This window comes from Bacillus sp. ISL-41, from assembly GCF_018613235.1.
Taxonomy (GTDB): Bacteria; Bacillota; Bacilli; order Bacillales; family Cytobacillaceae; genus Mesobacillus.
This window is the reverse complement of record NZ_JAGGQP010000055.1, coordinates 1-22,421: the sequence shown is the minus strand read 5'-3', so window position 1 is coordinate 22,421 and position 22,421 is coordinate 1. Positions and strand designations below refer to the sequence as shown.

20 protein-coding genes are annotated in these 22,421 nt (G+C 45.8%); 8 read left to right on the top strand and 12 right to left on the bottom strand.

The window, feature by feature from the left end; translation table 11 throughout:
• Positions 1–11 precede the first annotated feature (11 nt).
• Positions 12–845 (bottom strand): hypothetical protein, encoded by an 834-nt coding sequence (locus J7I80_RS23070; RefSeq protein ID WP_214741814.1) that lies wholly within the window; start codon positions 843–845, stop codon positions 12–14.
• 186 nt (positions 846–1,031) lie between these two features.
• Between J7I80_RS23070 and J7I80_RS23065 the strand changes: the two genes are divergently transcribed.
• Positions 1,032–2,237, top strand: coding sequence for an MFS transporter (locus J7I80_RS23065; RefSeq protein WP_214741812.1), 1,206 nt, complete (start codon positions 1,032–1,034; stop codon positions 2,235–2,237).
• A gap of 43 nt (positions 2,238–2,280) precedes the next feature.
• Here the strand turns inward: J7I80_RS23065 and J7I80_RS23060 are convergent, their stop codons facing one another.
• Positions 2,281–2,649: a heme-copper oxidase family protein gene (locus J7I80_RS23060; RefSeq protein ID WP_214741810.1), complete on the bottom strand. Its 369-nt coding sequence runs from the start codon at positions 2,647–2,649 to the stop codon at positions 2,281–2,283.
• 231 nt (positions 2,650–2,880) lie between these two features.
• On the opposite strand from J7I80_RS23060, the gene J7I80_RS23055 reads away from it, so the two are divergent.
• Complete coding sequence (locus J7I80_RS23055) at positions 2,881–5,172, top strand: glycoside hydrolase family 65 protein (protein ID WP_214741808.1); 2,292 nt, start codon at positions 2,881–2,883, stop codon at positions 5,170–5,172.
• Positions 5,173–5,449: 277 nt separating this feature from the next.
• A complete protein-coding gene (pgmB, locus tag J7I80_RS23050) occupies positions 5,450–6,118 on the top strand; it encodes a beta-phosphoglucomutase (RefSeq protein WP_214741805.1) in 669 nt (222 codons plus the stop codon).
• 228 nt (positions 6,119–6,346) lie between these two features.
• Here pgmB and J7I80_RS23045 read toward each other — a convergent pair whose 3' ends face one another.
• The gene (locus J7I80_RS23045) at positions 6,347–7,408 is read right to left on the bottom strand and encodes a hypothetical protein (RefSeq protein ID WP_214741803.1); all 1,062 of its coding nucleotides are present in this window, start codon (positions 7,406–7,408) and stop codon (positions 6,347–6,349) included.
• Between the two features lie 197 nt (positions 7,409–7,605).
• Here J7I80_RS23045 and J7I80_RS23040 point away from each other — a divergent pair, with 197 nt between their 5' ends.
• Positions 7,606–8,505 carry an NAD(P)/FAD-dependent oxidoreductase gene (locus tag J7I80_RS23040; protein WP_214741801.1) on the top strand — a complete coding sequence of 300 codons (900 nt, stop codon included), beginning with the start codon at positions 7,606–7,608 and terminating at the stop codon, positions 8,503–8,505.
• Between the two features lie 184 nt (positions 8,506–8,689).
• On the opposite strand, the gene J7I80_RS23035 is transcribed toward J7I80_RS23040, so the two are convergent.
• Positions 8,690–10,225, bottom strand: coding sequence for an FAD-dependent oxidoreductase (locus tag J7I80_RS23035; protein ID WP_214741799.1), 1,536 nt, complete (start codon positions 10,223–10,225; stop codon positions 8,690–8,692).
• A 179-nt stretch (positions 10,226–10,404) separates the two neighbouring features.
• On the opposite strand from J7I80_RS23035, the gene J7I80_RS23030 reads away from it, so the two are divergent.
• Entirely contained in the window at positions 10,405–11,745 is a 1,341-nt protein-coding gene (locus J7I80_RS23030; RefSeq protein WP_214741797.1) for a UDP-glucose dehydrogenase family protein, read from the top strand.
• Between the two features lie 81 nt (positions 11,746–11,826).
• Positions 11,827–12,315, top strand: coding sequence for a Cys-tRNA(Pro) deacylase (gene ybaK, locus J7I80_RS23025; RefSeq protein WP_214741795.1), 489 nt, complete (start codon positions 11,827–11,829; stop codon positions 12,313–12,315).
• Between the two features lie 1,053 nt (positions 12,316–13,368).
• Here ybaK and J7I80_RS23020 read toward each other — a convergent pair.
• From J7I80_RS23020 to J7I80_RS22985, 8 genes are all read right to left on the bottom strand, one after another.
• Positions 13,369–14,073: a hypothetical protein gene (locus tag J7I80_RS23020; protein WP_214741793.1), complete on the bottom strand. Its 705-nt coding sequence runs from the start codon at positions 14,071–14,073 to the stop codon at positions 13,369–13,371.
• A 6-nt stretch (positions 14,074–14,079) separates the two neighbouring features.
• Positions 14,080–14,442 (bottom strand): FixH family protein, encoded by a 363-nt coding sequence (locus J7I80_RS23015; protein WP_214741791.1) that lies wholly within the window; start codon positions 14,440–14,442, stop codon positions 14,080–14,082.
• Entirely contained in the window at positions 14,439–15,110 is a 672-nt protein-coding gene (locus J7I80_RS23010; protein ID WP_214741789.1) for an ABC transporter ATP-binding protein, read from the bottom strand. The genes J7I80_RS23015 and J7I80_RS23010 overlap by 4 nt, the downstream gene beginning before the upstream one ends.
• On the bottom strand, positions 15,107–15,904 hold the full coding sequence (locus J7I80_RS23005) for an ABC transporter permease subunit (protein WP_214741786.1): 798 nt from the start codon (positions 15,902–15,904) through the stop codon (positions 15,107–15,109). The genes J7I80_RS23010 and J7I80_RS23005 overlap by 4 nt, the downstream gene beginning before the upstream one ends.
• The gene (gene nosD, locus J7I80_RS23000) at positions 15,901–17,214 is read right to left on the bottom strand and encodes a nitrous oxide reductase family maturation protein NosD (RefSeq protein ID WP_214741785.1); all 1,314 of its coding nucleotides are present in this window, start codon (positions 17,212–17,214) and stop codon (positions 15,901–15,903) included. The genes J7I80_RS23005 and nosD overlap by 4 nt, the downstream gene beginning before the upstream one ends.
• Positions 17,211–17,774 (bottom strand): hypothetical protein, encoded by a 564-nt coding sequence (locus J7I80_RS22995; RefSeq protein WP_214741782.1) that lies wholly within the window; start codon positions 17,772–17,774, stop codon positions 17,211–17,213. The genes nosD and J7I80_RS22995 overlap by 4 nt, the downstream gene beginning before the upstream one ends.
• Before the next feature lie 136 nt (positions 17,775–17,910).
• On the bottom strand, positions 17,911–19,782 hold the full coding sequence (gene nosZ, locus J7I80_RS22990) for a Sec-dependent nitrous-oxide reductase (protein ID WP_214741780.1): 1,872 nt from the start codon (positions 19,780–19,782) through the stop codon (positions 17,911–17,913).
• A gap of 21 nt (positions 19,783–19,803) precedes the next feature.
• The gene (locus tag J7I80_RS22985; RefSeq protein ID WP_214741778.1) at positions 19,804–20,250 is read right to left on the bottom strand and encodes a c-type cytochrome; all 447 of its coding nucleotides are present in this window, start codon (positions 20,248–20,250) and stop codon (positions 19,804–19,806) included.
• 347 nt (positions 20,251–20,597) lie between these two features.
• Here J7I80_RS22985 and J7I80_RS22980 point away from each other — a divergent pair, with 347 nt between their 5' ends.
• Both J7I80_RS22980 and J7I80_RS22975 read left to right on the top strand, forming a co-directional pair.
• Positions 20,598–21,695, top strand: a complete 1,098-nt coding sequence (locus J7I80_RS22980; protein WP_214741776.1) for a PRK06851 family protein — start codon at positions 20,598–20,600, stop codon at positions 21,693–21,695.
• 53 nt (positions 21,696–21,748) lie between these two features.
• Positions 21,749–22,285, top strand: a complete 537-nt coding sequence (locus J7I80_RS22975) for a transporter (protein ID WP_483297721.1) — start codon at positions 21,749–21,751, stop codon at positions 22,283–22,285.
• Positions 22,286–22,421 lie beyond the last annotated feature (136 nt).

Below are 22,421 nucleotides of genomic sequence, written 5' to 3'. Positions count from 1 at the left end.
CAGAGGGGTTTCTACTTGTTTTGACGTATTTTTAAATATAAAAACCTTGAAATTATGGCCATGATTGCGTGGAAGGCAAGATTCCAGAGCTTGTTCAACCGCAGTTTCAGCAGGCCGGTCCGTTCGAGAACTATATCCATGCCTATCGAGGCAATAAGAATAGTCAGTCTCGGAGGTATTCCAGGTTTTGAAGAATTTTTTACCAGGAAAATGGACCGGATCAAACTATAAAGCGGTGCAATGATGAAATGCTCGCGCCATGAGTGGTGGATGCCCCGGCCAAACCTGACCTTCCTGCTGACCGCAGATATATAGAGCAATGTAACCCCGATCACCTCGGTCGACAGGTAATGGGCAATGATCTGCGCCCATTCTTTTTTCGCTTGCAGTGCTCTGTAAAACCAGTCGCTTATATAAAAATAGACATTGATGAAAAACACAGTATAGTATGGTTTCCACCAATAGGCTTTATAGATCTTTAAGCGCAGGAAATACTTTTCAATTCCATAATAAACAATTGTGCTGCCAAGCTTCCAATACCGGTTCTTCTTGTACAAAGTCAAGAGGGTAGCGGTAATAGGAACGTATAAAGCCTGGGAAAAGATTGCTCCAAGAATTTGGTCATGGGCCCTTTTATTGAGGATATATGGTTTGTATGAATATCCTTTGAACAAATTAAGGACCGGGTACTCAAATAAATAGGCCATTCCTATATTTGAAAGCAAGAGGATCCAAATATTCTTTTGGCGGCTTCGTTTGGCAAATATGAAAAAAAGCAGAACATGAATGACTGCCAGCAGCAGAAAGGGTATGGAGTTCTTTTTGACAAGCTTGTTTTTTCTCAAGATACATCCACCTTTTCAAAATTGTATTTATAATGTCCGCTAATTCTCTGAAATTATTTACGGGTTACTTTTATCATGACTACTGTAAAGACACGTGGTAATATTAAGTAGCATCGCAATCATTTTGTTAAAACTAACGATTTTAGGGAAACTATTTGTATCGCAGCAATGGTGTAGGAGGGTTATATGAAAAAAACTAAGGAAATTTCGGAAAAGAAGCTGCTTGGAATTGCAGGACTTGGCTGGATGTTCGATGCGATGGATGTGGGGATCTTGTCCTTTATCATCGCTGCATTGCAGGTCGACTGGAATTTGACGGGCAAGGAAATGGGCTGGATCGGCAGCGTGAATTCAATCGGAATGGCTGTCGGAGCATTTGTCTTTGGTTTATTGGCTGATCGGATCGGCCGGAAAAACGTCTTTATTATTACGTTATTGCTTTTCTCAGTCGGAAGCGGAATTTCGGCAATGGCAACCACTTTGTCTTTCTTTTTATTGCTAAGATTTTTTATAGGAATGGGGCTCGGCGGAGAGTTGCCTGTAGCGTCTACTCTTGTTGCAGAGAGTGTGCCTGCTGAGAAACGGGGGCGTGTCGTCGTCCTGCTTGAAAGCTTTTGGGCTGCGGGCTGGCTTGTCGCGGCGTTGATCTCCTACTTTGTCATCCCGAAATTCGGCTGGCAAATGGCACTGATCCTTAGTGCGCTGCCAGCACTGTATGCCCTTTACCTTCGTATAAATCTTCCTGATTCACCGAGGTACCTGGCAGTCGCGAAGAAAGAAAGGCTGACAATGAAAGAGAGTATCGCTGAAGTGTGGTCAAGAGAACACTTCAAGAAAACGGCCATGCTCTGGATTTTATGGTTCAGTGTCGTATTTTCCTATTACGGAATGTTCCTCTGGCTGCCAAGCGTGATGGTCATGAAGGGCTTCACTCTGATCAAAAGCTTTCAGTACGTTCTGATTATGACCCTTGCCCAGCTGCCGGGTTATTTTACAGCGGCATGGCTGATTGAAAGAGCCGGCAGGAAGTTCGTATTGGTTGTCTATTTGATCGGTACAGCACTTAGTGCCTATTTCTTTGGCACGGCAGACTCACTGGCATTGCTTATCACTGCGGGTGTCCTGCTGTCATTCTTCAACCTGGGTGCTTGGGGAGCGTTATACGCCTATACACCGGAACAATATCCAACAACAATCCGCGGTTCAGGTGCAGGAATGGCCGCTTCCTTTGGCCGCATCGGCGGAATAATCGGTCCGCTGATGGTCCCATATTTATCAGCGCAGAATCTTACTATCACGTCCATATTCACGATTTTCTGCATAGCCATCCTCATTGGTGCCGCCGCAGTTTTCTTCTGGGGTACGGAAACGAAGCAGAAAGAGCTTGCTTAATGAAAAAAGTTCGCCTCCTAAAGGGCGAACTTTTTTGTCGTCTTTATGCTTTTACATATTTGAATACATTTAAGAGAAAGAGAATGCCCCCGATAACAATGACAAGTGAACCTAGGATGGCAAAGACGGTAAAAATGACACCTCCTACCAGCATGGATAATGTAATCCCGCCTTGCATGACAGGCACCCCGATGTTATGCAGCCAGAAATGAGTGCTGGCAAGCTTGCTGTTCCCGGCTTTAGGAAAAAGATAATAAATTGTCCCGAAAAGGGCCATTGATACCCAGCCAAGCAGGTTCAAGTGTGCGTGAACAGAAGTCAGTGTGAAATCATGCGCGATCCCCATAATGATTCCTAAAATGATAGCAATGACGAAATAGACCGCAGAGACTTTGAAAAATCGTATGCTCATAACTGTTTCCTCCTTCCTCATTTAGTTCTTTTAGATTATATTAGTTTTCTGAAAATTTATAACATATGTACTAACTAAATAGGTGAAAAAGTTTTTTAGCGGATTATAATAGTAAAATAATAATAAGTTCAGCATGACACAAAATTATCACCGATGCTTTTATCATTTTTGCGGAAATTCATGATATAATAGTGCAAACGTTTGTACAACTTCTAAAAGGAGATTAAAGCTATGAAAAGATTATTTGGCATTGATAGCTGGAAGATCGTCGAAACGGACTTGCATAAAGAAGATTTCCGGCTTGCTGAAAGCATCATGAGCCTTGGAAATGGCCATATGGGCATGCGCGGAAACTATGAAGAAACATATACTGGAGACTTTCATCGCGGTTCATATATTGCAGGCGTCTGGTTCCCAGACAAAACGCGCGTAGGCTGGTGGAAAAATGGCTATCCGCACTATTTTGGAAAGGTCATTAACTCAACGAATTTTATCGGTATCAAAGTATTTATTGATGGAGAGGAATTGGATCTTCACAATGCTGAAGTAAGCGATTACTACCGTGAGCTTGATATGCAGCACGGTGTCTTGACACGCCGTTTTACAGTCATCCAGAACGGCAAGGAAACAGAAGTGGAAGCCATTCGCTTCCTGTCGGTTGCTGACAAAGAACTGGCTGCGATCAAGTATTCAGTTACTGCCAAGAACTATAATGGAAACGTTACCTTTGTTCCTTACCTCGATGGGGACGTGCGCAACGAAGATTCCAACTATGACGAGGACTTCTGGTATGAAGTGAGCAGGGATGCTTCAGAACATAATGGCAGCCTTGTGATGAAGACGAAAGACAATCCATTCGGAACTCCGACTTTCCAGGTAGCGACAACTATGCAAACGGTTGTCGAAGGGAATGTAACCAAAGTCGAAGTTAGTGAAAAAGAAGAATACGTTGAAAATGTCATCGAAGTTAAAGCTGAGCAAGGGCAAACTGTTACCCTTTATAAGTATGTCGCTGTTACAACAGACCGTGATTACCAAGCTGGCGAACTTGTTTTTAAAGGTCGCGAAGTGCTTGCGCGTTCAATTGTAAAAGGCTTTGAAGAGCTATTGGAAGAACACCGAAATGGCTGGCTGAGCCGCTGGGATATTGCTGATGTTGAGATTGCAGGCGATGATGAAGCACAGCAGGGCATCCGTTTTAACTTGTTCCAGCTATTCTCGACATACTATGGTGAAGACTCACGCCTGAACATCGGCCCTAAAGGTTTTACAGGTGAAAAGTACGGCGGTGCGACTTACTGGGATACAGAGGCTTACGCAATCCCGCTATACCTTTCTACGGCGGAGTCTGAGGTTTCTCGAAACCTGTTGATCTACCGCCACAACCAGCTTGATGGTGCCTACCATAATGCGAAACAGCAGGGCCTGAATGGCGCGCTTTACCCAATGGTTACTTTTACAGGCGTCGAGTGCCACAACGAGTGGGAAATCACGTTTGAGGAAATCCACCGAAACGGTGCGATTGCCTATGCGATCTATAACTATGTAAATTACACAGGAGATAAAAATTACCTCCATGAATACGGTATTGACGTGCTCGCCGGCATTTCCCGTTTCTGGGCAGACCGCGTCCACTTCAACAAGTCCAAGAACGTCTACATGATGCATGGCGTAACAGGGCCGAATGAATACGAAAACAATGTCAACAACAACTGGTACACAAACCGTATCGCTGTCTGGACATTGCGATACACGCTAGAAGTCATCGAGCTCCTTAAGCAGAACGGCCATGAGAACCGCCTCGCAGGCCTTGAGTTCTCTGACGCCGAGCTTGCGAAATGGCAGGATATTATCGAGAAAATGTACTTCCCTTATGATGAAGAAAAAGGTGTCTTCGTCCAGCACGATACATTCCTTGATAAAGATTTAATGGCGGTGGATGAGCTTTCAGCCGAAGACCGCCCGATCAACCAGAACTGGTCATGGGATAAAATCCTGCGCAGCTGCTTCATCAAGCAGGCTGACGTATTACAGGGCCTATACTTCTTCAACCATGAATTCAAGGAAGAAGAGAAGCGCCGCAACTTTGAATTCTATGAGCCAATGACGGTCCATGAGTCATCACTGTCACCAAGTATCCACGCAGTGCTTGCAGCAGAGCTTGGGATGGAAGAAAAGGCGTACGAAATGTATAACCGCACGGCGCGCCTTGACCTTGATAACTACAATAACGATACAGAAGACGGCCTGCACATCACCAGCATGACTGGTGCATGGCTTGCTATTGTCCAGGGCTTCGCAGGCATGCGCACAGCGGAAGGCACATTGTCATTCGCACCGTTCATCCCGAAAGCATGGAACCAGTACAGCTTCAACATCCTCTACCGCGACCACCATATCAAGGTAGAAGTGAACCAGGAAAACGTCATCCTCACGCAGCAAGGACCAGAACTTGCCATGAAGCTTTACGGAGAAGACGTAACGATCCCTGCAGATGGCGAGCTTTCTGTAAAATTGAAATAAGAAGCAGAGAGATCTTTGGGGAAGCCTGAAGGTCTCTCTCAATAATGAGGCCGCGCAGCACTATATGGCGGTTTTAATGGACATTTTGAAGTGTGAATGGAATCAAAATGTCTAAGAAACAGGCCTTAATGGACATTTTGAAGTGTGATTAAACTCAAAATGTCTAAGAAACAGGTTTTAATAGACATTTTAGAGTGTGAATGGAATCAAATGTCTAAAAATCACCACAACAATGTGTATCGTGAAGATGAGAAAGAATCGTGAAAGGAGTTTGATCATGACCAGACCATTAAAAGCATTTATTTTCGACCTTGATGGGGTCATTACGGATACTGCGGAATACCACTTTTTAGCGTGGAAGGCGCTGGCCGAGAATTTGAGCATTACTTTTACCCGCGAAGATAACGAGGAGCTGAAGGGCGTGTCCCGGATGGATTCCCTCGAAAAAATTCTTGAGCTGGGCGGCCGTTCCGGGGATTTTTCAGCTCAGGAAAAAGAATCACTGGCTGAGAAGAAGAATGAGCATTACCTGACATTAATCCAGAATATCACTCCTAATGACCTGCTGCCGGCTATCAAGGAATTGATCTCGGATATTAAGGCTAAAGGTCTTAAGCTGGGCCTTGCGTCCGCAAGCAAAAACGCGTTCACCGTGATGGAGTCGCTTGGAATGAAAGCCGAGTTTGATATCATAGTTGACGCGAAAACAGTCGTGAACGGCAAGCCGCATCCTGAAGTATTCCTGCGCGCTGCAGAAATGCTTGGTGTTGAGCCAGAAGCATGCATCGGTGTCGAGGATGCCGCAGCAGGCGTACAGGCAATCAAATCAGCAGGAATGTTCGCTGTTGCCGTAGGTCCAAAGGAAAGCTTCGAGAATGCCGATATCGTCTATGCAAGCACGGCTGAGCTTTCGTTGGAAAAAATCGTAGAAGTATATAATGGCTAAGAGATGAGGAACCCAGTCGCTTTTGTGCGGCTGGATTTTTACTTTTTTTGGATAAATGAGAGAATATGTCACCTGAATGAGAGATTACGGGCTTGCATTGAGAGAATAACATGTTTCACCGAGAGAATATTGATTTTAACTGAGAGAATATTGCTCTTTTTTGAGAGATTATCGCCTTTATCTGCAGATTATTAATATTGCTTGGGAAATGTAGCAATAAAAAAGCGATCACTCATGGAGTGACCGCTGCAATTCTCGGTAAAAAACATCGGGTTCGTCGACATTCAGGACGATTCGGTTTACTTTTCGCTTCAATCCGTATATGAGATGGACATCCTGCGGCTCATGCAGCAAGATTTCAAACATCGGCTTGTCCTGGATCAAATCAGGCACTCTCGCATCAAAAAGTACTTTTTGCTCTTTCTTGCTGAATTTTTCTGGCCCGTCATAATGTCTGATTTCCTTGATATTGCTCAAAGGGAGGTGTATCGAACTTGAAAAACCTGTCTGTAATAACAAATGGTCCGTTGTCAGCAAGTATGGAGTCAGGCGTGTGGCCTGAAGCTCGGCCAGCATGAACAGAATGCCGTATATGTTCAAAATCAGCAGGATATAGGAAACAAAGGGATTCCAACTGTGCAGGAAGTAATGCAGTCCAACAGATTCGATTGCGATGGCATGGATGATCATGATGTAGACAGCATTCACGCTTGTTTTTTGATGATAGGTAAAAGCCATGCCCCGATCAATCTGAACTTTCTTTTTCCAGGAGAAGAGAGCGTAATGGAACATGGAAAATTCGGTGACAAGGATTTTGGCAGCAGTTTGATCCGGCAGGCTTGTTTCTATAGCTTTTCGAATGTTGAAAAGAAAGAACGAATTTCGGCTGGCCAGAGTTTTATACTCTTTTAGCAGTTTTGGCATCCTGGTGATGACGGTGTAGGCTATATATAACTCAAACAACAGGAATGCGCCTTCCGAAACCAGCAAGAGATAGGGAAGGAAGGGGTAATCCGAAAGGTGTTGCTGGGGCACGATGAAATAGGCAGCTGCAAAGCCAGCGAGGATGACGAGTCCCATATATTTCAGTGAATATCTCTTGCGGATGATCATGAAATACGTCAGGAGAGGCAAAATGATCAACAGATCCAGCAATGAACCGGCGACAGCGCCCTCTGGTACAGGTCCAAACATTGATGTACGGTAAAGTATGAAATTTGTTGCTAGAATCAAAGAGGCTAAAACTACATATAGCAGTAATCTTGGTTTTTTCGCGACAGTATTTGTCATTATTATCCACCTCGCTTTTATTATAACTGATTACATAGTGCCAAAGTAGTAATTTAGTGGTGTTCGACAAAACTAGTGTTTATAGGAAAATTGAGAAAATATGTTTTAGATTTTCAAGCAGGAATAAACCGGATTACACCCCAGTTAAAAAGGGAAACATGCTATTATGATACTTTTTAAGAAGGCGGTGGATCGGTATGTATGATTGCCTTATAGTTGGAGGCGGGATTGCCGGGCTCCAGGCGGCGATTCAGCTTGGGCGTTACAATCATAATGTGATGGTGCTTGACGCTGGGGATGGCCGGTCAGCGATTTGCCAGAGCTACCATAATATTCTTGGCTATCCGGATGGAGTAAGCGGACCTCACTTAAGAGAAATCGGCCGCAAGCAGGCTGAGCAATATGGTGTGGAGTTTGTGATTGGCAAGGCAGATAGTGCCGAAAAGATGGCGTATGGGTTCGAAGTAAAGGCGGAGAGCGGCGAAACATATAAGGCGAAGACTCTGCTTCTTGCCACGGGCGTCATGGATCGGATTCCCCCATTTCCTGAGCTGATGCCCACGCTTGGAATCAGTGTGTATATTTGTCCAGATTGCGATGGGCATGAAGTGAAAGACAAGTCTACAATCGTGATGGGGTCCGGTAATCCTGGTGCGAACATGGCACTGACCTTGAACTATTTTACGAATAAACTCACCTATGTCAATCACGAAAACAAAGAAGTGGATGAGGAAAAAATGGAAGCATTGAAGGAAAAAGGCATTACGTATGTGGAAGGGCCGATTGAAAAGGTGCTGGCGGACGGGCCTGACTTCAGAGGAATTATGCTAGCAAACGGTGAGAAGCTGACTTCTGAACGCGGCTTCATGGCCTTTGGCGGGAATGAAGTGAAATCACAGCTCGCACAACAGCTCGGCGTCGACCTTCACAAGAACAAGCATGTTTTAGTGGATCCGCGGACCAAAATGACCAACGTCGAGAACGTCTGGGCTGCAGGTGACGTAGTCGCTCATTCGGAACAGACAACGATCGCTATGGGAGATGGCATGCAGGCAAGCATCTGGATTCATAAGACACTTTTAGCGGATAAAGGATAGTGATTGTGATTAATCCCCGTTAGCCAGGTTTCTTACCTTTGGGAGCGATATTGAGAGCGATTTAATCCCGGTTGGGAGCGAAATATTCCCGGTTGTGGCCAGGACAATCCCAGTTATGAACAATTCAATAAATTCCCTTTGGGCATAATGAAAGCCGCCACTCAAATATGAATGGCGGCTTCGTTTATTCAAAATCAACTTTTTTCAGCGGCAGTTCGGCTGGACCTTCAAGGACATCTCCTTTGTAGGAGAACCTTGAGCCGTGACACGGGCAGTCCCATGTACGCTCGCCGTTATTCCACTCGAGTTCGCAGCCCATATGGGTACATGTTGTATCGACGACGTGAAGCTGGCCGTTTTCATCGCGATAGGCGCCGGCGCGCTTCCCGTTTACTGTCACAGATGCGCCCTCATCATTTTCAAGCGATGTCGCCTGGGTTGAAGGGCGTTCCAGCTTTCCTTTCACAAGGGTTTTCGCAATATGTGCATTAGTTGAAATGATTTTGCGCAGTTCAGGATCTGCCTTGAAACGCTGCGGATCAAACACTTCTTTATATGGGTTATCCTTCTTCAGAACCTGGTCACTTAACATGATGGCGGCATTGATGCCATTGGACATTCCCCATTTGCGATAGCCGGTTGCTACATAGATATTGTCTGTAGCTGTTGAGTACTGGCCGACAAATGGAATCTTATCGAAAGGAACAGGATCCTGCGCAGACCATCTGAACGGGATTTCCTTTACGCCAAATGTCTGGTGGGCGAATGCCTCGAGTGCTTCATAGTATTGATGCGTATTCGTTTTATGGCCGACTTTATGGCTGTCACCGCCAAACAAGACGATTTTTTCTCCGTTCCAATCAGTATAACGGAGCGAGCGGGTAGGCTGCTCGGCATTGATGAACATGCCGCCCGGGAACTCCTTCTCGGTTTTTACCGCAAGCACATAAGATCTTTCGGGAGTCATTCTTGAAAAATAGAACCCTTTTAGATCATAAAAAGGATAATGGGTGCTGACGATCATTTGATTGCAGCGCACCTTATGGCCATCACGGGTTGTAACGACAGGCTCGGAGCCTTCCTCCATATCGACAGCAGTTGTATTCTCGAAGAGTTGGCCGCCCATTTCTGTAAAACGCTCAACAAGATGCTTTAAAAATTTAAGCGGGTGGAACTGCGCCTGGCTGCGCATCACAATCCCGGCTTTTGCTTCCACAGGCAGTGGAACCTCAGAAACATACTCACTGCCGTCAACACCAAGCTTTTCATAAGCTTTGAACTCTTTTAGCAGCTTCTCCATTTCCTTTTCGGAATTCGTATAGATGTAGGCATCCTCAACTGATAAATCACAGTCGATTTGCTGCTCTTTGACAATGTCTTTGACAAACTGCATCGCTTCATAGTTGGCCTGGTAATAAAGACGTGCCTTTTCCTCACCATGATGGCTGATCAGCTCATCATAAATGACGCCATGCTGTGCGGTCACCTTTGCGGTTGTATGGCCTGTGGTGCCGTTCAATATGGAGCCGGCTTCAATGACGGCAACCTTTACCCCAGCCTTGGCAAGCAAATAGGCAGAAGTCAATCCTGTAATCCCGCCGCCAATGACAGCGACATCGACCTTCAAATCCTCCTGCAGCTTTGGAAAAGTTGGCAGCTCGGCGGTTTTTCGCCAGTAGGGTTCAGGAAAACGCGGCAGCTTTGAAGTATAATCGTTCATCAACAATCCTCCTTAAAATTCTTCATAATAACTAATTTTTCCTTGTTTAGTGAAAATCATGCTATTTTTCCTTTTACCCGCTAATATTCTGGATAGACAAGTTTTTACCAAATAGAGCGAATTGAAGAGGGAAGGAGCCGCAACGTGATAAAATAAGAGCAACAGAATGGAGGGCCAATATGGAAATCACAGTTGTCGGGACAGGCTATGTTGGCCTTGTCACCGGAGTTTGTTTTGCAGAAGTAGGATACAGTGTAACTTGTTTTGATATAGATGAACGTAAAGTTGCTGTCCTGTCTGAAGGAAGATGTCCAATTTATGAGCCCGGTCTTGAAGAGATGCTCAAAAGGAATCTAAATGAAGGCCGGCTTCGTTTTACATTCGATTCGAAATTGGCCTGTAAAAATGCGGATTACCTTTTTATCGCTGTCGGTACACCTGAAAATGAGGACGGGTCGGCGAACCTTGAATACCTGGAGGCAGCGGTTGAGCAGATTGGCATGAATCTGACAAGAGATGCAGTCATAGTCATTAAAAGCACCGTGCCGGTAGGGACAAATGAGAGAGTTTATAAGAAGCTTCAGAAGATTATTCCGGACAAGGTCCAGGTGAAAGTCGTTTCAAATCCTGAGTTTCTGCGTGAAGGCTCGGGAATTCTAGATACATTCCATGCAGACCGGATTGTCGTCGGGTCAGATGATCATGAGGCGGGCCGTGCGGTCGCTGATTTATATAAACCTTTTGGCCGGCCGATTTTACAGACAGATATTCGCAGCGCGGAGCTCATCAAGTATGCATCTAATGCCTTTCTGGCGACGAAAATAAGCTTCATCAATGAAGTGGCTAATTTGTGTGAACACACAGGCGCAAATATTGAAGATGTCGCAAAAGGAATGGGCATGGACGAACGGATTGGCAGCCAATTTTTAAAAGCGGGGACTGGCTATGGCGGTTCATGCTTCCCGAAGGATACGAAGGCACTGGAAAAGCTGACCGATTACTATAATTATGATTTTAAAATCCTCCGGTCCGTGATCGAGGTGAACAGCAGGCAGAAGCAGCAGCTGTTTGAGAAAGCCTGCGAACTGCTTGGGAATCTTCAGGGAAAAAGGGTGGCTGTTCTGGGCCTCGCATTCAAGCCGCATACTGATGACATCCGCGAGGCGCCAGCTGTTGAGCTGATATACAGGCTGCTGGAAGCTCAGGCGGACATTTCTGTCTATGATCCGGCTGCTTCCGGCAATGCCGCAGACCTTTTTGGCAGCCGGCTCTATTACGCAGAGACAGTCGATGGTGCAATTAAAGGGGCTGATGTCGTCTTCATCATGACCGAGTGGCCGCAAATCGCCCAATATGATTTAGAGCGTTTCCCTTTACTCATGCGCGAGCCGGCTATTTTTGACGGAAGGAACTGCTATGACCTGGCCGAAGCGGAGTCAGCTGGTTTAACATATGTTTCCGTTGGCAGGAAGGCTGTGAATGTGAATCGGAATCTGGAAAACTCAAGACTTCAGGGCTAAACCTGAAGAGAACGTGATTGAATCGTCCACCTTCTCTAAGGTAAAATTATCCTAAACACCTTCAAATTAGGAGGAACCAGGATGGCTAAGGTTAAAACGAACGCAATGCGTATTCTCGACACACAGAAGGTGCCGTATGAGATTCTGACTTATGACTCGAAGGATGGCAAGATTGACGGTGTAGCCGTTGCTGGGAAAATAGGTCGCGATGCTTCACAGGTCTACAAGACGCTCGTAGCAGTGGGGGCAAGCAAGGGTTTATACGTCTTCGTCATTCCGGTCGAAGGCGAGCTCGATCTGAAAAAGGCAGCGAAGGAAGCAGGCGAAAAGAAAGTGGAAATGCTCCCGGTCAAGGATATCCAGAAATTTACCGGCTATATCCGCGGAGGCTGTTCACCAATCGGCATGAAAAAGAATTATCCTACGTTTTTGGATGAAAGCGCCCAGGAGTTGGATTCCATCATCGTCAGCGCAGGAAAGATTGGCTTCCAGGTCGAATTGGCACCAGAGCAGCTGATCCAGGCGACTGAAGGGAAGTATGCCGACCTGGTTACGGTAAAAAGAGGCTAATCATACCGGATCAGGTGACTGTTGTGACAGGTTTGCGAGGAAAAGAAGAAAAGCTGTCAGAAGTAGGCCCAGGTTCAGACAGGTTTGGGCTTGAGAGCCGAAAAGTTGTCAAAAAACCCCTGGAATCGTGACAGGTTTGGGTGCGAGAGCCGAAAAGCTGTCAAAAAACCCCTGGAATCGTGACAGGTTTGGGCGCGAGAGCCGAAAAGCTGTCAAGAAACCCCTGGAATCGTGACAGGTTTGGGCGCGAGAGCCGAAAAGCTGTCAAGAAAACCTCAGAATCGTGACAGGTTTGGGCTTGAAAGTGGAAAAGTTGTCAAGAAAACCACGTAATCGTGACAGGTTTGCACGTGAAAGAGGAAAAGCTGTCAAGAAAATCCCGTAATCATGACAGGTTTGCACGTGAAAGAGGAAAAGCTGTCAAGAAAATCCCGTAATCGTGACAGGTTTTGGCGTGAAAGTGGAAAAGTTGTCAAGAAAACTCCGTAATCGTGACAGGTTTGCACGTGAAAGAGGAAAAGCTGTCAAGAAAACCTCGGAATCGTGACAGGTTTGGGCGTGAAAGTGGAAAAGTTGTCAAGAAAACTCCGTAATCGTGACAGGTTTGGGCGTGAAAGTGGAAAAGCTGTCAAGAAGATCCCGTAATCGTGACAGGTTTGCACGTGAAAGAGGAAAAGCTGTCAAGAAAATCCCGTAATCGTGACAGGTTTTGGCGTGAAAGTGGAAAAGTTGTCAAGAAACCCTCGTAATCGTGACAGGTTTGGGCGCGAGAGCCGAAAAGCTGTCAAGAAAACCTCAGAATCATGACAGTTTTGGGCGTGAGAGCAGAAAAGCTGTCAAGAAACCCTCGTAATCATGACAGGTTTTGGCGTGAAAGTGGAAAAGTTGTCAAGAAAACTTCGGAATCGTGACAGGTTTGGGCGCGAGAGCCTTAAAGTTGTCACGATTAGCCCTAAATCAAGGGCAGCTTCTTGAAAAATTGCAGAAGATCTATCCCTCCAAACAAAAAAACAGCCTGAGCTATGAGCACAGGCTGTTTTCCATTTTACTGAACTATCTACGATCAGCTGCATTGATTTTGATCTCCAAACTTGCGATTTGCGATTGATACAGGCCTTCATAGTTCTTGGCCGTGTCATATGCTACTTCTTTTTCGGAAGCATCAGGCTTCTCTTTTAAGATATCGGCTTTTAAGGTGTCGTAAATCTGCAGTGTGAGCAATTTTTCGGTGAAGTAGTTGTTCAGCCGATTCTGGTAGGCATCTGCAGGAAAGTCAGAAACAAGCTGTGATGCCGCTTCGTTCTGCGCGACTTTGTTTTGGAACTCTTCGACTGTCTTAGCAACCAAGTCAGTTTCTGCGTCCAGTCCTTTTTCTCTGGCAAGCAGATACATGGTATGCTGCTCCATCATTTTTGATAGATTCACGTTAAAATTATCATGATACTTTAGCTGCTCATCCCAATAGGCGAGTTTTTCCTTCAGCTCTTCGCCTTCAAGGTTCTTAGTGTCTGCAGCACGGTTCAATTCGATATCGACCTTATTCATCAGCTGATAAAATTGCAGGTCCTCATAGGAAAGCACCTTGCCATTGATGGTGACGACTTTGTCATCATCCTGAAAGCCGTCCTTCGAGGTTTCCTCTTCGGTTTGCTTACTTGAACTAACATCAGCAACAGGTTCTTGTTGATCCTGCTGGCAGCCCCCAAGAATCAAACCTGCAATCATCAGGACAAGGATCAGAAGTGTTCTAAGTTTCATGTCTGATCATTCCTTTTCCACTTCGAATGTAATCACATGTTCAAAAGCAGAGCCATCGGCTTCTCCTTCGATATTGGCAATCCATTCTCCGGCCATCGGCAGTTCGACGCTGGATTCATAGACACCATTTCCTTTATCCTCAAAATCAAGCTCGATGGTACCGTGGTCCATTTTGGCCATTTCAAGATAGGCAGCGAAATCCAGTCCGGCAGCGGGCTCTCCATCCTGCAGAATCTCGATTACGACAGGATAGGTTTCTCCAGCCTTATATTTAGGTGCTTCCTTTAAATTGATCTCATAATCCGAACCAGAACTGCAGCCTGCAAGAAGAGCCATCAGTAGCACGAAGCCTGCTAGTAATTTTTTCATTTGTAATCCGCTCCTTTTAAGTGTTCATTCAGGAATTCATCAACGGTATACTTTGTCATTTTGCCATCTTCCAAGAATGCGACATGGGTACAGATTTGCTTGATTTCATCCATATGGTGCGATGCCATGAAAATCGTCTTTCCGGACAGGGACTTCAGGATTTGCAATATTTCCTCACGGCCAAGGGGATCCAGCCCGCTTGTAGGCTCATCGAGAATCAGGACATCGGTATCGTAATAAAGCATGACGCAAAGCCCTAGGCGCTGAAGCATCCCTTTGGAATAGCCCTTCACCTGGTTATGTCGGTCCTCCCATAAAGAAACCATCTTCAGTTTTTCCTCGATCTTCTTTTCATCAATCTCATCCGTTCCGAGCGATGCGAAAAAGCGCATATTTTCTTCGCCAGTCAGATGAGGGTAGAGGTGAAATTTTTCGGGGAGATATGAAACGATCTTTTTCCAGTCTCCTTTCGAATTTGGAAATCCCCCAAGCGTGATCGAGCCTTTTTTAACCGGCTGCAAACCGAGAATCGACCGGATCAGTGTCGATTTCCCGGCACCGTTCCTCCCGACAAGCGCACAGTATTCATTTTTCTCAATCGTTAAACTAATATCTTTCAATACTTGCTTGTTTTTATAAGATTGTGAGAGATTTTTGATTTCAATCATGATTTTCCCCCCTTGCTGCGGAACAGGATTGCTAGCTCGAAGAACAGGATCATCCAGAAGGCAAGGTCAATCAAGAGAAACTTCCACGGGGCCATCCAGATCATTTTTTCCATCAGTCGTGACATATTGTTCAGCGAGAATAATCCGAGTGATGTCTCCAGGAAAAAGCGCAATGTGTGCAGTGGGTCCAGGAAGTAGAGCCACGAGAACAGTTTGACATTTTCATAGGAAACAGACGGTACGTATTGGATGAATGCCAGGTCAATCAGGAAGACGAACAGGAACCATGTGAAAATCGTTGCGCCGATCAGCTGCATCTTCGTATTGGCCATGTTACCCAAAAACAGCCCCAGCTGGTTGAAAATCAACAGCAGTACGACAACCGTTACGAGAAAATAAATGAAGCTGGTTAACTGGAATTGCAGGAACCATTTCATCGCGATGGCGAGAACGAAGTACCAGCCGACAAAGACGCCAATGACGACCGTCTGGATCGCGATTGATTTCTTCAGCATCAGGCTTCGGTTCGATTCTTTTTTCGTCAGCAGGATCATCGATGTCTTCAGCTCTTTTTCCTGGAAAATCGAGAACGAGGAAATGAAGAGCGCGAAGATTGGGACAAGGTAAATATTCATGTCATATAGCGAGAGAAGAAAGGCGTCAAATCCGAGTTCATCTGGATATGAGCGTGCTTCCATCAATAGGAAGATGGAAGTCAGCATGACCATGGCCAGGCCGAGCCAAAGGCCTTTCCCGCGTGACTGTTCAAGCCATTCCTTCCAAATGTAGTTCATGATAAACGACTCCTTCTCTTTTTGGTAAAAATCCATCCCGCAATCGCGATTGCCGGAATGAAAAGCAGCATCCATGGTGCGGATTCCTTCTCCTTTTCAATCAGCGGGAATTCATCCACGACCATGACTTTCTGGGTGCTTAAGACTTCATTGATTTTTTCATAGATTTTGATGGCCGGGCTTTTTAAAAATAAATAGGCCAGTTCATTGTCCTCTACTAATTTGTAGAGGGACGATCTATATTCAACAGGAGAGTCGCCAATCTGGTTCTGGTCCAGGTCGAGGACAGAAAGCTCTGTGCCCCAGTAGTTGCCCATCCCGTTTAGATTCCATTGATTATAAGATTCAGCGCCAATCGTCAGGACATTGGCAATGTTTTGCTCGAATTGGTTTTTGGTGAATACCTGGGAAGTGGACGTGGTCCATAGCTCCACACCGATGTCATTGTGGAAAAACTTGTTTCCCTCAATCTTGTTCTGCGTGGACTGCTCCAGGTAAATGCCGCGCTGGTTCAGGTAAAATTCATTATCCAGGATTTTGTTGCTGGTGCTCGTCTGGATGATCAGCCCGAATGAACGGGACCCCTGGTTAAAAGAAAATTGATTTTCCTTCAACACGATGTTCTGGGAGTGCATGATTGCCGCACCACCCGTGTTCTTATTGAAACGGTTTTTGTAAAAAGTATTATCGTTTGAGTACATATAGTGCAGGCCGTAGCGTGTTTCACTTACATAGTTATTGCGGATTTCGTTTTTATCGGCGTATTCGACATAAATGCCGTCGCGTGTTTTGGAAATAGTGGAATCTTCAATAATGTTATTGGACGTGCGCACAAGCTGGATGCCATTTCCCTGGCTGCCTAGCTTTCCTGTGCCTTGCCCGGTGACTGTTACATTTTTTACGAGAGTGTGCTTTGAACTATTAATATAGAGACCATGGTAAACATCGTGGATAACTAGATTAATAAACTGGTTATGCTCTCCCATCGTGCGGATCCCCGAATATTCCTCGTCGGAGCTCCTGTTCAGGCTGCCGTGTTCAATCTTTAAGTTCTTCAACGTGACATTGGAGGCTTTGATCAGGACAACATTCCCTTTGCCGTCGCCACGTATTGTAGTAGCTTTTTTGCCGATAATCGTAATTGGTTTCGTAATCTCGATATTGCCATCGTATTGCTTATTATCTAAAAACAGTTCACCGTTTATTGGAGTTTCATCAATCAGCTGCTGCAGGGAGACATCTGCCGAGACAGGCAGGGTGGATAAAATCCAGACGCCTATCCCAACAAATAAGATTAATAGCCTGTTCATTTGCGACGCTCCAGCCAGAATGGCAGAAGAGTAAGCAGGAAGGCTGCTCCAAGCAGGAAGGATCCTGTTGTGAAATAACTGTGTGTCACAAAGTTCGCAAGGATGTTCTCTCCAATAATCGGCGGAACAAATGGTTCGAGCTCGATTGGTGCCTTAGGGTCAAGCTCTGTACCAAATTTTTTGAGCCAGCGCTTCATATCGTAAATTCCAAGGGCACCTCCGACTACAAGCAGTCCCACCGGCACGTATAGAAGGCTTTTTCTTCTTAATAAAGCGACAATGATGATGATTGCCGCAAGCCCCATGATCAGGCCTGGCAGGAATTGCAGCTCAGGAAAGCTTTCATTGCTGAAGGGGGCCATGCCAATGTAGTGATTCAAGCCGTTAACAATATCGATGTCTCCGTCAAGCTTGGTTGGATAAACAATGATATCGAGCCCTTCCATATATTGCGGTGCGTAAAACTTCATCCCCCACCACGGGAATTTGATAGAGGCAAAAATCAATGCTGCAGCCCCGATAAGACTAGCCATAGAACCAGCAGATAATTTCTTTGCCATCTGAATCATCTCCTAAAAGAAATCTGCAAGCGTCATTTTTTAGAGCTGCTAAATTTCCAGATTTAAAACTTTTAAAAAGGGAGAAAGGGTATCGGCTGAAAACTCAATACCCTTTTCCATATTCGTTTTTTCCAGATTAATTCGGTTCAACTAACAGGTAGCCGCTCATTTCCTGGTGGAGCGCTGAACAGAAGTTTGTGCAGTAAATTGGGAATGTACCAGCTTTTTCAGCGGTAAATTCAATTGTGCTCGTCTGGCCTGGCTGGACTTCATAGTTCAGGTCGTGGTCCATGATGCCGAAGCCGTGGGTGATATCCTGGTCAAGGTCAATGTTTGTTAAGTGGATAACCACCTTGTCGCCCTGCTTGACCTTGATTTCATCCGGACGCTTTGCTTTTGCGTCGAAGACAAACTTAGAACGCATCGCAATTCCGTAAACATGGACTTCATTGCCTTTACGTTCGATGCGGGTGTCTTCCTGCTTCCAGACGGAGTGCTCACGTTTTTCATCTTTCTCATAAATCTTGATTGTCTTTATCTTGTCGCGGTGGATCGTCTGCGCATAGTGCGGTTCAGGATCGACCGGAGCCGTGTATGTCAGGGACATCTTATCGCCAGAGATATCAATCAATTCCATTGATTCTGGGTGTGAAGGCCCAACAGACAGGAAATTGTCCTTCGCGATTTTATTCAGGGATACAATCCATTTGCCATCCGGTGATGCTGTGTCACCCTCAGTGGCGGTTGAGTGTCCTGGTGAATAGTGGACAGGTGTACGGTCTAAAATTTCACCAGTGTCGACTTTCCATTTGACGATTTCAGATGAAATGAACATTGTATTGTACGCATTGCCTCTGTCGTCGAATTGAGTGTGAAGAGGCCCCAATGCTCCCGGAGGATCGACTTCACGTTCAACAATCTTGTCATATGGAAGGACCGGAATTCCAAATTTTTCCGTTTCAAAGTCGCCAGCCTTGATGGCTTCAAACGCTTTTTCGAATGAGAACACAGTCATTAAAGGTGCCAGCTTACCGGAGGCGATGAAGCGTGTTCCGTCAGGTGTGACGTCAACGCCGTGCGGTGATTTCGCTACAGGCACTGCATAAATCGAACCCTTGTGTTTGCGAGGGTCAATCATTTTCGCGCCATTGACTTCCTCATACTCGCCAGCTGCCACTTTCTTCTCAAGCTCTTTCCAGTTAAGAAGGACAATGTAGTCACGGTCATTTTGTGATGCGTTGATTTCGTTATTCGTTGTTGCGAATTCTGTGTTGTAAGTCGTCATGACAATCCAGTCGCCAGACATCTTTTTACCAGCGTCGGAAAGGTCATAGGACCATGGCGGAAGCATGATCTGGTAAGACATATCGAGCTTCTTTTTTTTCTGGTCGAATGTGACCATTGAAACGACACCTTTATATTTCTCCTCGAATTCATCGAGTGGTGCATACTCTTTTCCAATCGGAACCGAGAAGCGGGTAGGCATGACGATGTACTCCGTATTTTGTGTAACGAATGTACCTGCGTGCGGTCCGCCCATATTCGGCATTTCCATGATGTCTGCCGTATGGAAGTTGCTTAAGTCGACAACCCCGATCCGGTTATTGGCAACGTCATTCGCGAACACGAATTTTCCATCATATTCGCCATTTGTCTCGGAAATGGCTGGGTGGTGGAAATCGCCCCATGTATAGCCGCCGAGCATTTCTTTTGTTTTTGTGTCAAAGCCATAACCTGTTGCCGGATCAGGCGAGAACACGGGAACAGTACGGATCTTTCTCATCGAAGGCAGTCCGTATACGAATAGCTGTCCTGAGTGGCCGCCTGATGAAAGCATGTAGTACTCGTCTAGCTCGCCATAAGGGACGTAGACCTTTTCAGCGTTTGACTTGTTTGCGGTGTCATTGCTTGCCGTTCCTTTAGGTCCTGTTGAAAAATCAGCAAAGAATACAGTTGCCGCCATGAAGCCGGCTAGCAGCCCGGAAGCTGCGGGAACCCATTTTTTCATTAACACTGCACCACCTTTGGTTTATTTTTCAGAAGCTTCCTTCAGAATTTCTACAACTTGATTTATTTCTTCCTCCGTCAGCGGGTTGCCGCCAATTACGCCTGACATGACTGCTGAAGTAGGTTCTTTAAGGAATTCATCGATCGCTTTGCCGTGCTTGCCCTCGACATTGGTGAATGCACCGGAAAGATCAGGTCCGGTTGCTCCGCCTGTAAGGTTCAAGGCTTCTACAGAGTGGCATCCAAGGCAGCCTTTCGCTTGAAGGATGTTCTCCTCGCCAGCTGAAGTGGAAGTAGTTTCAGTCGACTCTTTTTCTTCCTTGGCCGGTTCTTCAGGCTTTGAAGACTCATTGACAGCCGTGACTTCTTTTTCCTGGCCGTTGTTTCCGGGAATGACATCGAAGGCTATATAACCAATTCCGAGTCCAAGAAGAGCACTGATGATGAAATGGATAATAGGTTTATTCACTTTTTTCCCCCCTTGATTTGTTTTCCAAGGTTCTTTTCGCAAACACGAATACAATAATGCAGTATAAATTCAGCCGTGATTTCGAAAGGACCCTTTCACACTTACATCCTAACTTTTTGAAAAAAACAGAAGTGTGACCTACTGCACACATCTTTGCGTTTATTGTGAATGATTTGTGAAAGCACTGTGATGGGATGTGAAGAACGTCACTTGCCCGGGAAATAGTTTTCAAAATAGACAAATTTGGAGAGTGATCTGGGCAATCACCCAGAACAAATTCCCTGCATATAGTAAGGAGGAAGCGAAAACTTGCCGTTTATACGAACGGTTGGAGGGAGTGCGATTAAATGTCAGGAAAAATTCTGAACTATTTTGCCGGCGGCAACACGGCCCGCGGGTTTTACAGCTTATATGATTCCAGCTTGCAGGGCTTGTCCCGGCTATTCATATTGAAGGGCGGGCCAGGAACAGGGAAATCATCGCTCATGAAAAAGATCGGCAATGAATGGCGCGAAAAAGGCTATGATGTACAATTCCTGCATTGTTCATCAGACAATAAATCAATTGATGGCGTGCTGATTCCTGAATTGAATGCCGGGATCGTTGACGGAACGGCTCCTCATGTCATCGAACCGAAAGCACCTGGAGCGGTAGAGGAGTACGTCAATCTGGGTGAAGCGTGGAATTCCGCCAAGCTTCAGGAACATAAGGAGAAAATCCTGCAGCTTAGTGGGGAAATCAGTGAGGCATTTAATTCTGCATACAGTCTTTTTGCCGAAGCACTGAGAATTCATGACGAATGGGAAAAAATCTACATTGAGAACATGGATTTCGATAAGGCGAATGAGCTGACAAACAGATTAATGGAGAAGTTCTACGGAGACAGTACATCTTCAGATGGAAGCGGTCGGGTGTATGACCGATTCCTTGGCGCTGCCACTCCGGTTGGCGCAGTCGACTTCGTTCCTAACCTGACTGAAACCGTCGGCAAGAGGTACTTCATCAAAGGCCGTCCAGGCTCTGGAAAGTCCACCATGCTGAAAAAGCTGGCAGCCGAAGCACAGTCACGCGGTTATGATGTTGAAGTCTATCATTGCGGCTTTGATCCGCACAGCCTGGACATGGTCATTGTCCGCGAGCTCGACTTCGCAATCTTCGACAGTACCGCGCCGCATGAATATTTTCCGGAAAGAGAGACGGATGAAATCATTGATATGTATACAGAGTTGATTACTCCTGGTACAGATGATAAATATGAAGCGGAAATTAAGGATGTCGGCGGAAGATATAAAGCAAAGATGAACGAAGCGATCGCCTCACTGGCCCATGCAAAAGAACTGCGCGATCAACTGGAGTCCATCTACATCGAAGCCATGGATTTTTCAAAGGTAGACAAAATCACTGGCCAGCTGCAAAAAGAAATGGAAAGCCTGAGTGCCAACTAGCACCGAATTGGGCGTTTTGCATACATTACAAGAGAGAATTAAAGAGAGGGGATATGAGTTTGTACTATAATAACTTCAACCCATATGCACAAAATCAGCAATTTGAAGATGATTATGGCTTTTATGAAAATGACTTTTACCAGCAGGAAGATATAAGGACATTTGGCGGATTTCCAGGAGGGCCAGGCGGATTTCCAGGCCAGGGTGGAGGCATTCCTGGAGGTGGATTTCCTGGGCAAGGCGGGGGCATTCCTGGAGGAGGATTCCCCGGCGGAGGCCCAGGTGGTGGATTCCCGGGAGGAAGCCCAGGTGGGTACCCTGGAGGCGGCCAGCAGGCAGGCGGACCACCATCATCGCCGCCACCGGCCTACGTGCCTCAGGAACAGATGACAGCCTTCGCAGTTGATCCGGGCGGAATCAGAAGATGTATGTTCCGCTTTACGTATATCTGGCTGATCGATGGCAGAAGCTTCTGGTTCTATCCAGTATTCCTCGGCCGCAATTCGATTGCCGGCTGGAGATGGAGCCGCCGCCGCGGATGGGTATACTATGGAATGGATTTGAGACAGATCCGGTCATTCCAGTGCTAGAAACACATAATTTTAAAAGAGGAGCCTATGTAGCTTCTCTTTTTTACTGGAAAAAATCACGGTTTTTTTCCAGTTCGCGGAATTATACTAGAAATTCGCGGAATTAATGTGGATTTTCGGTCTGACCCCTTAATTC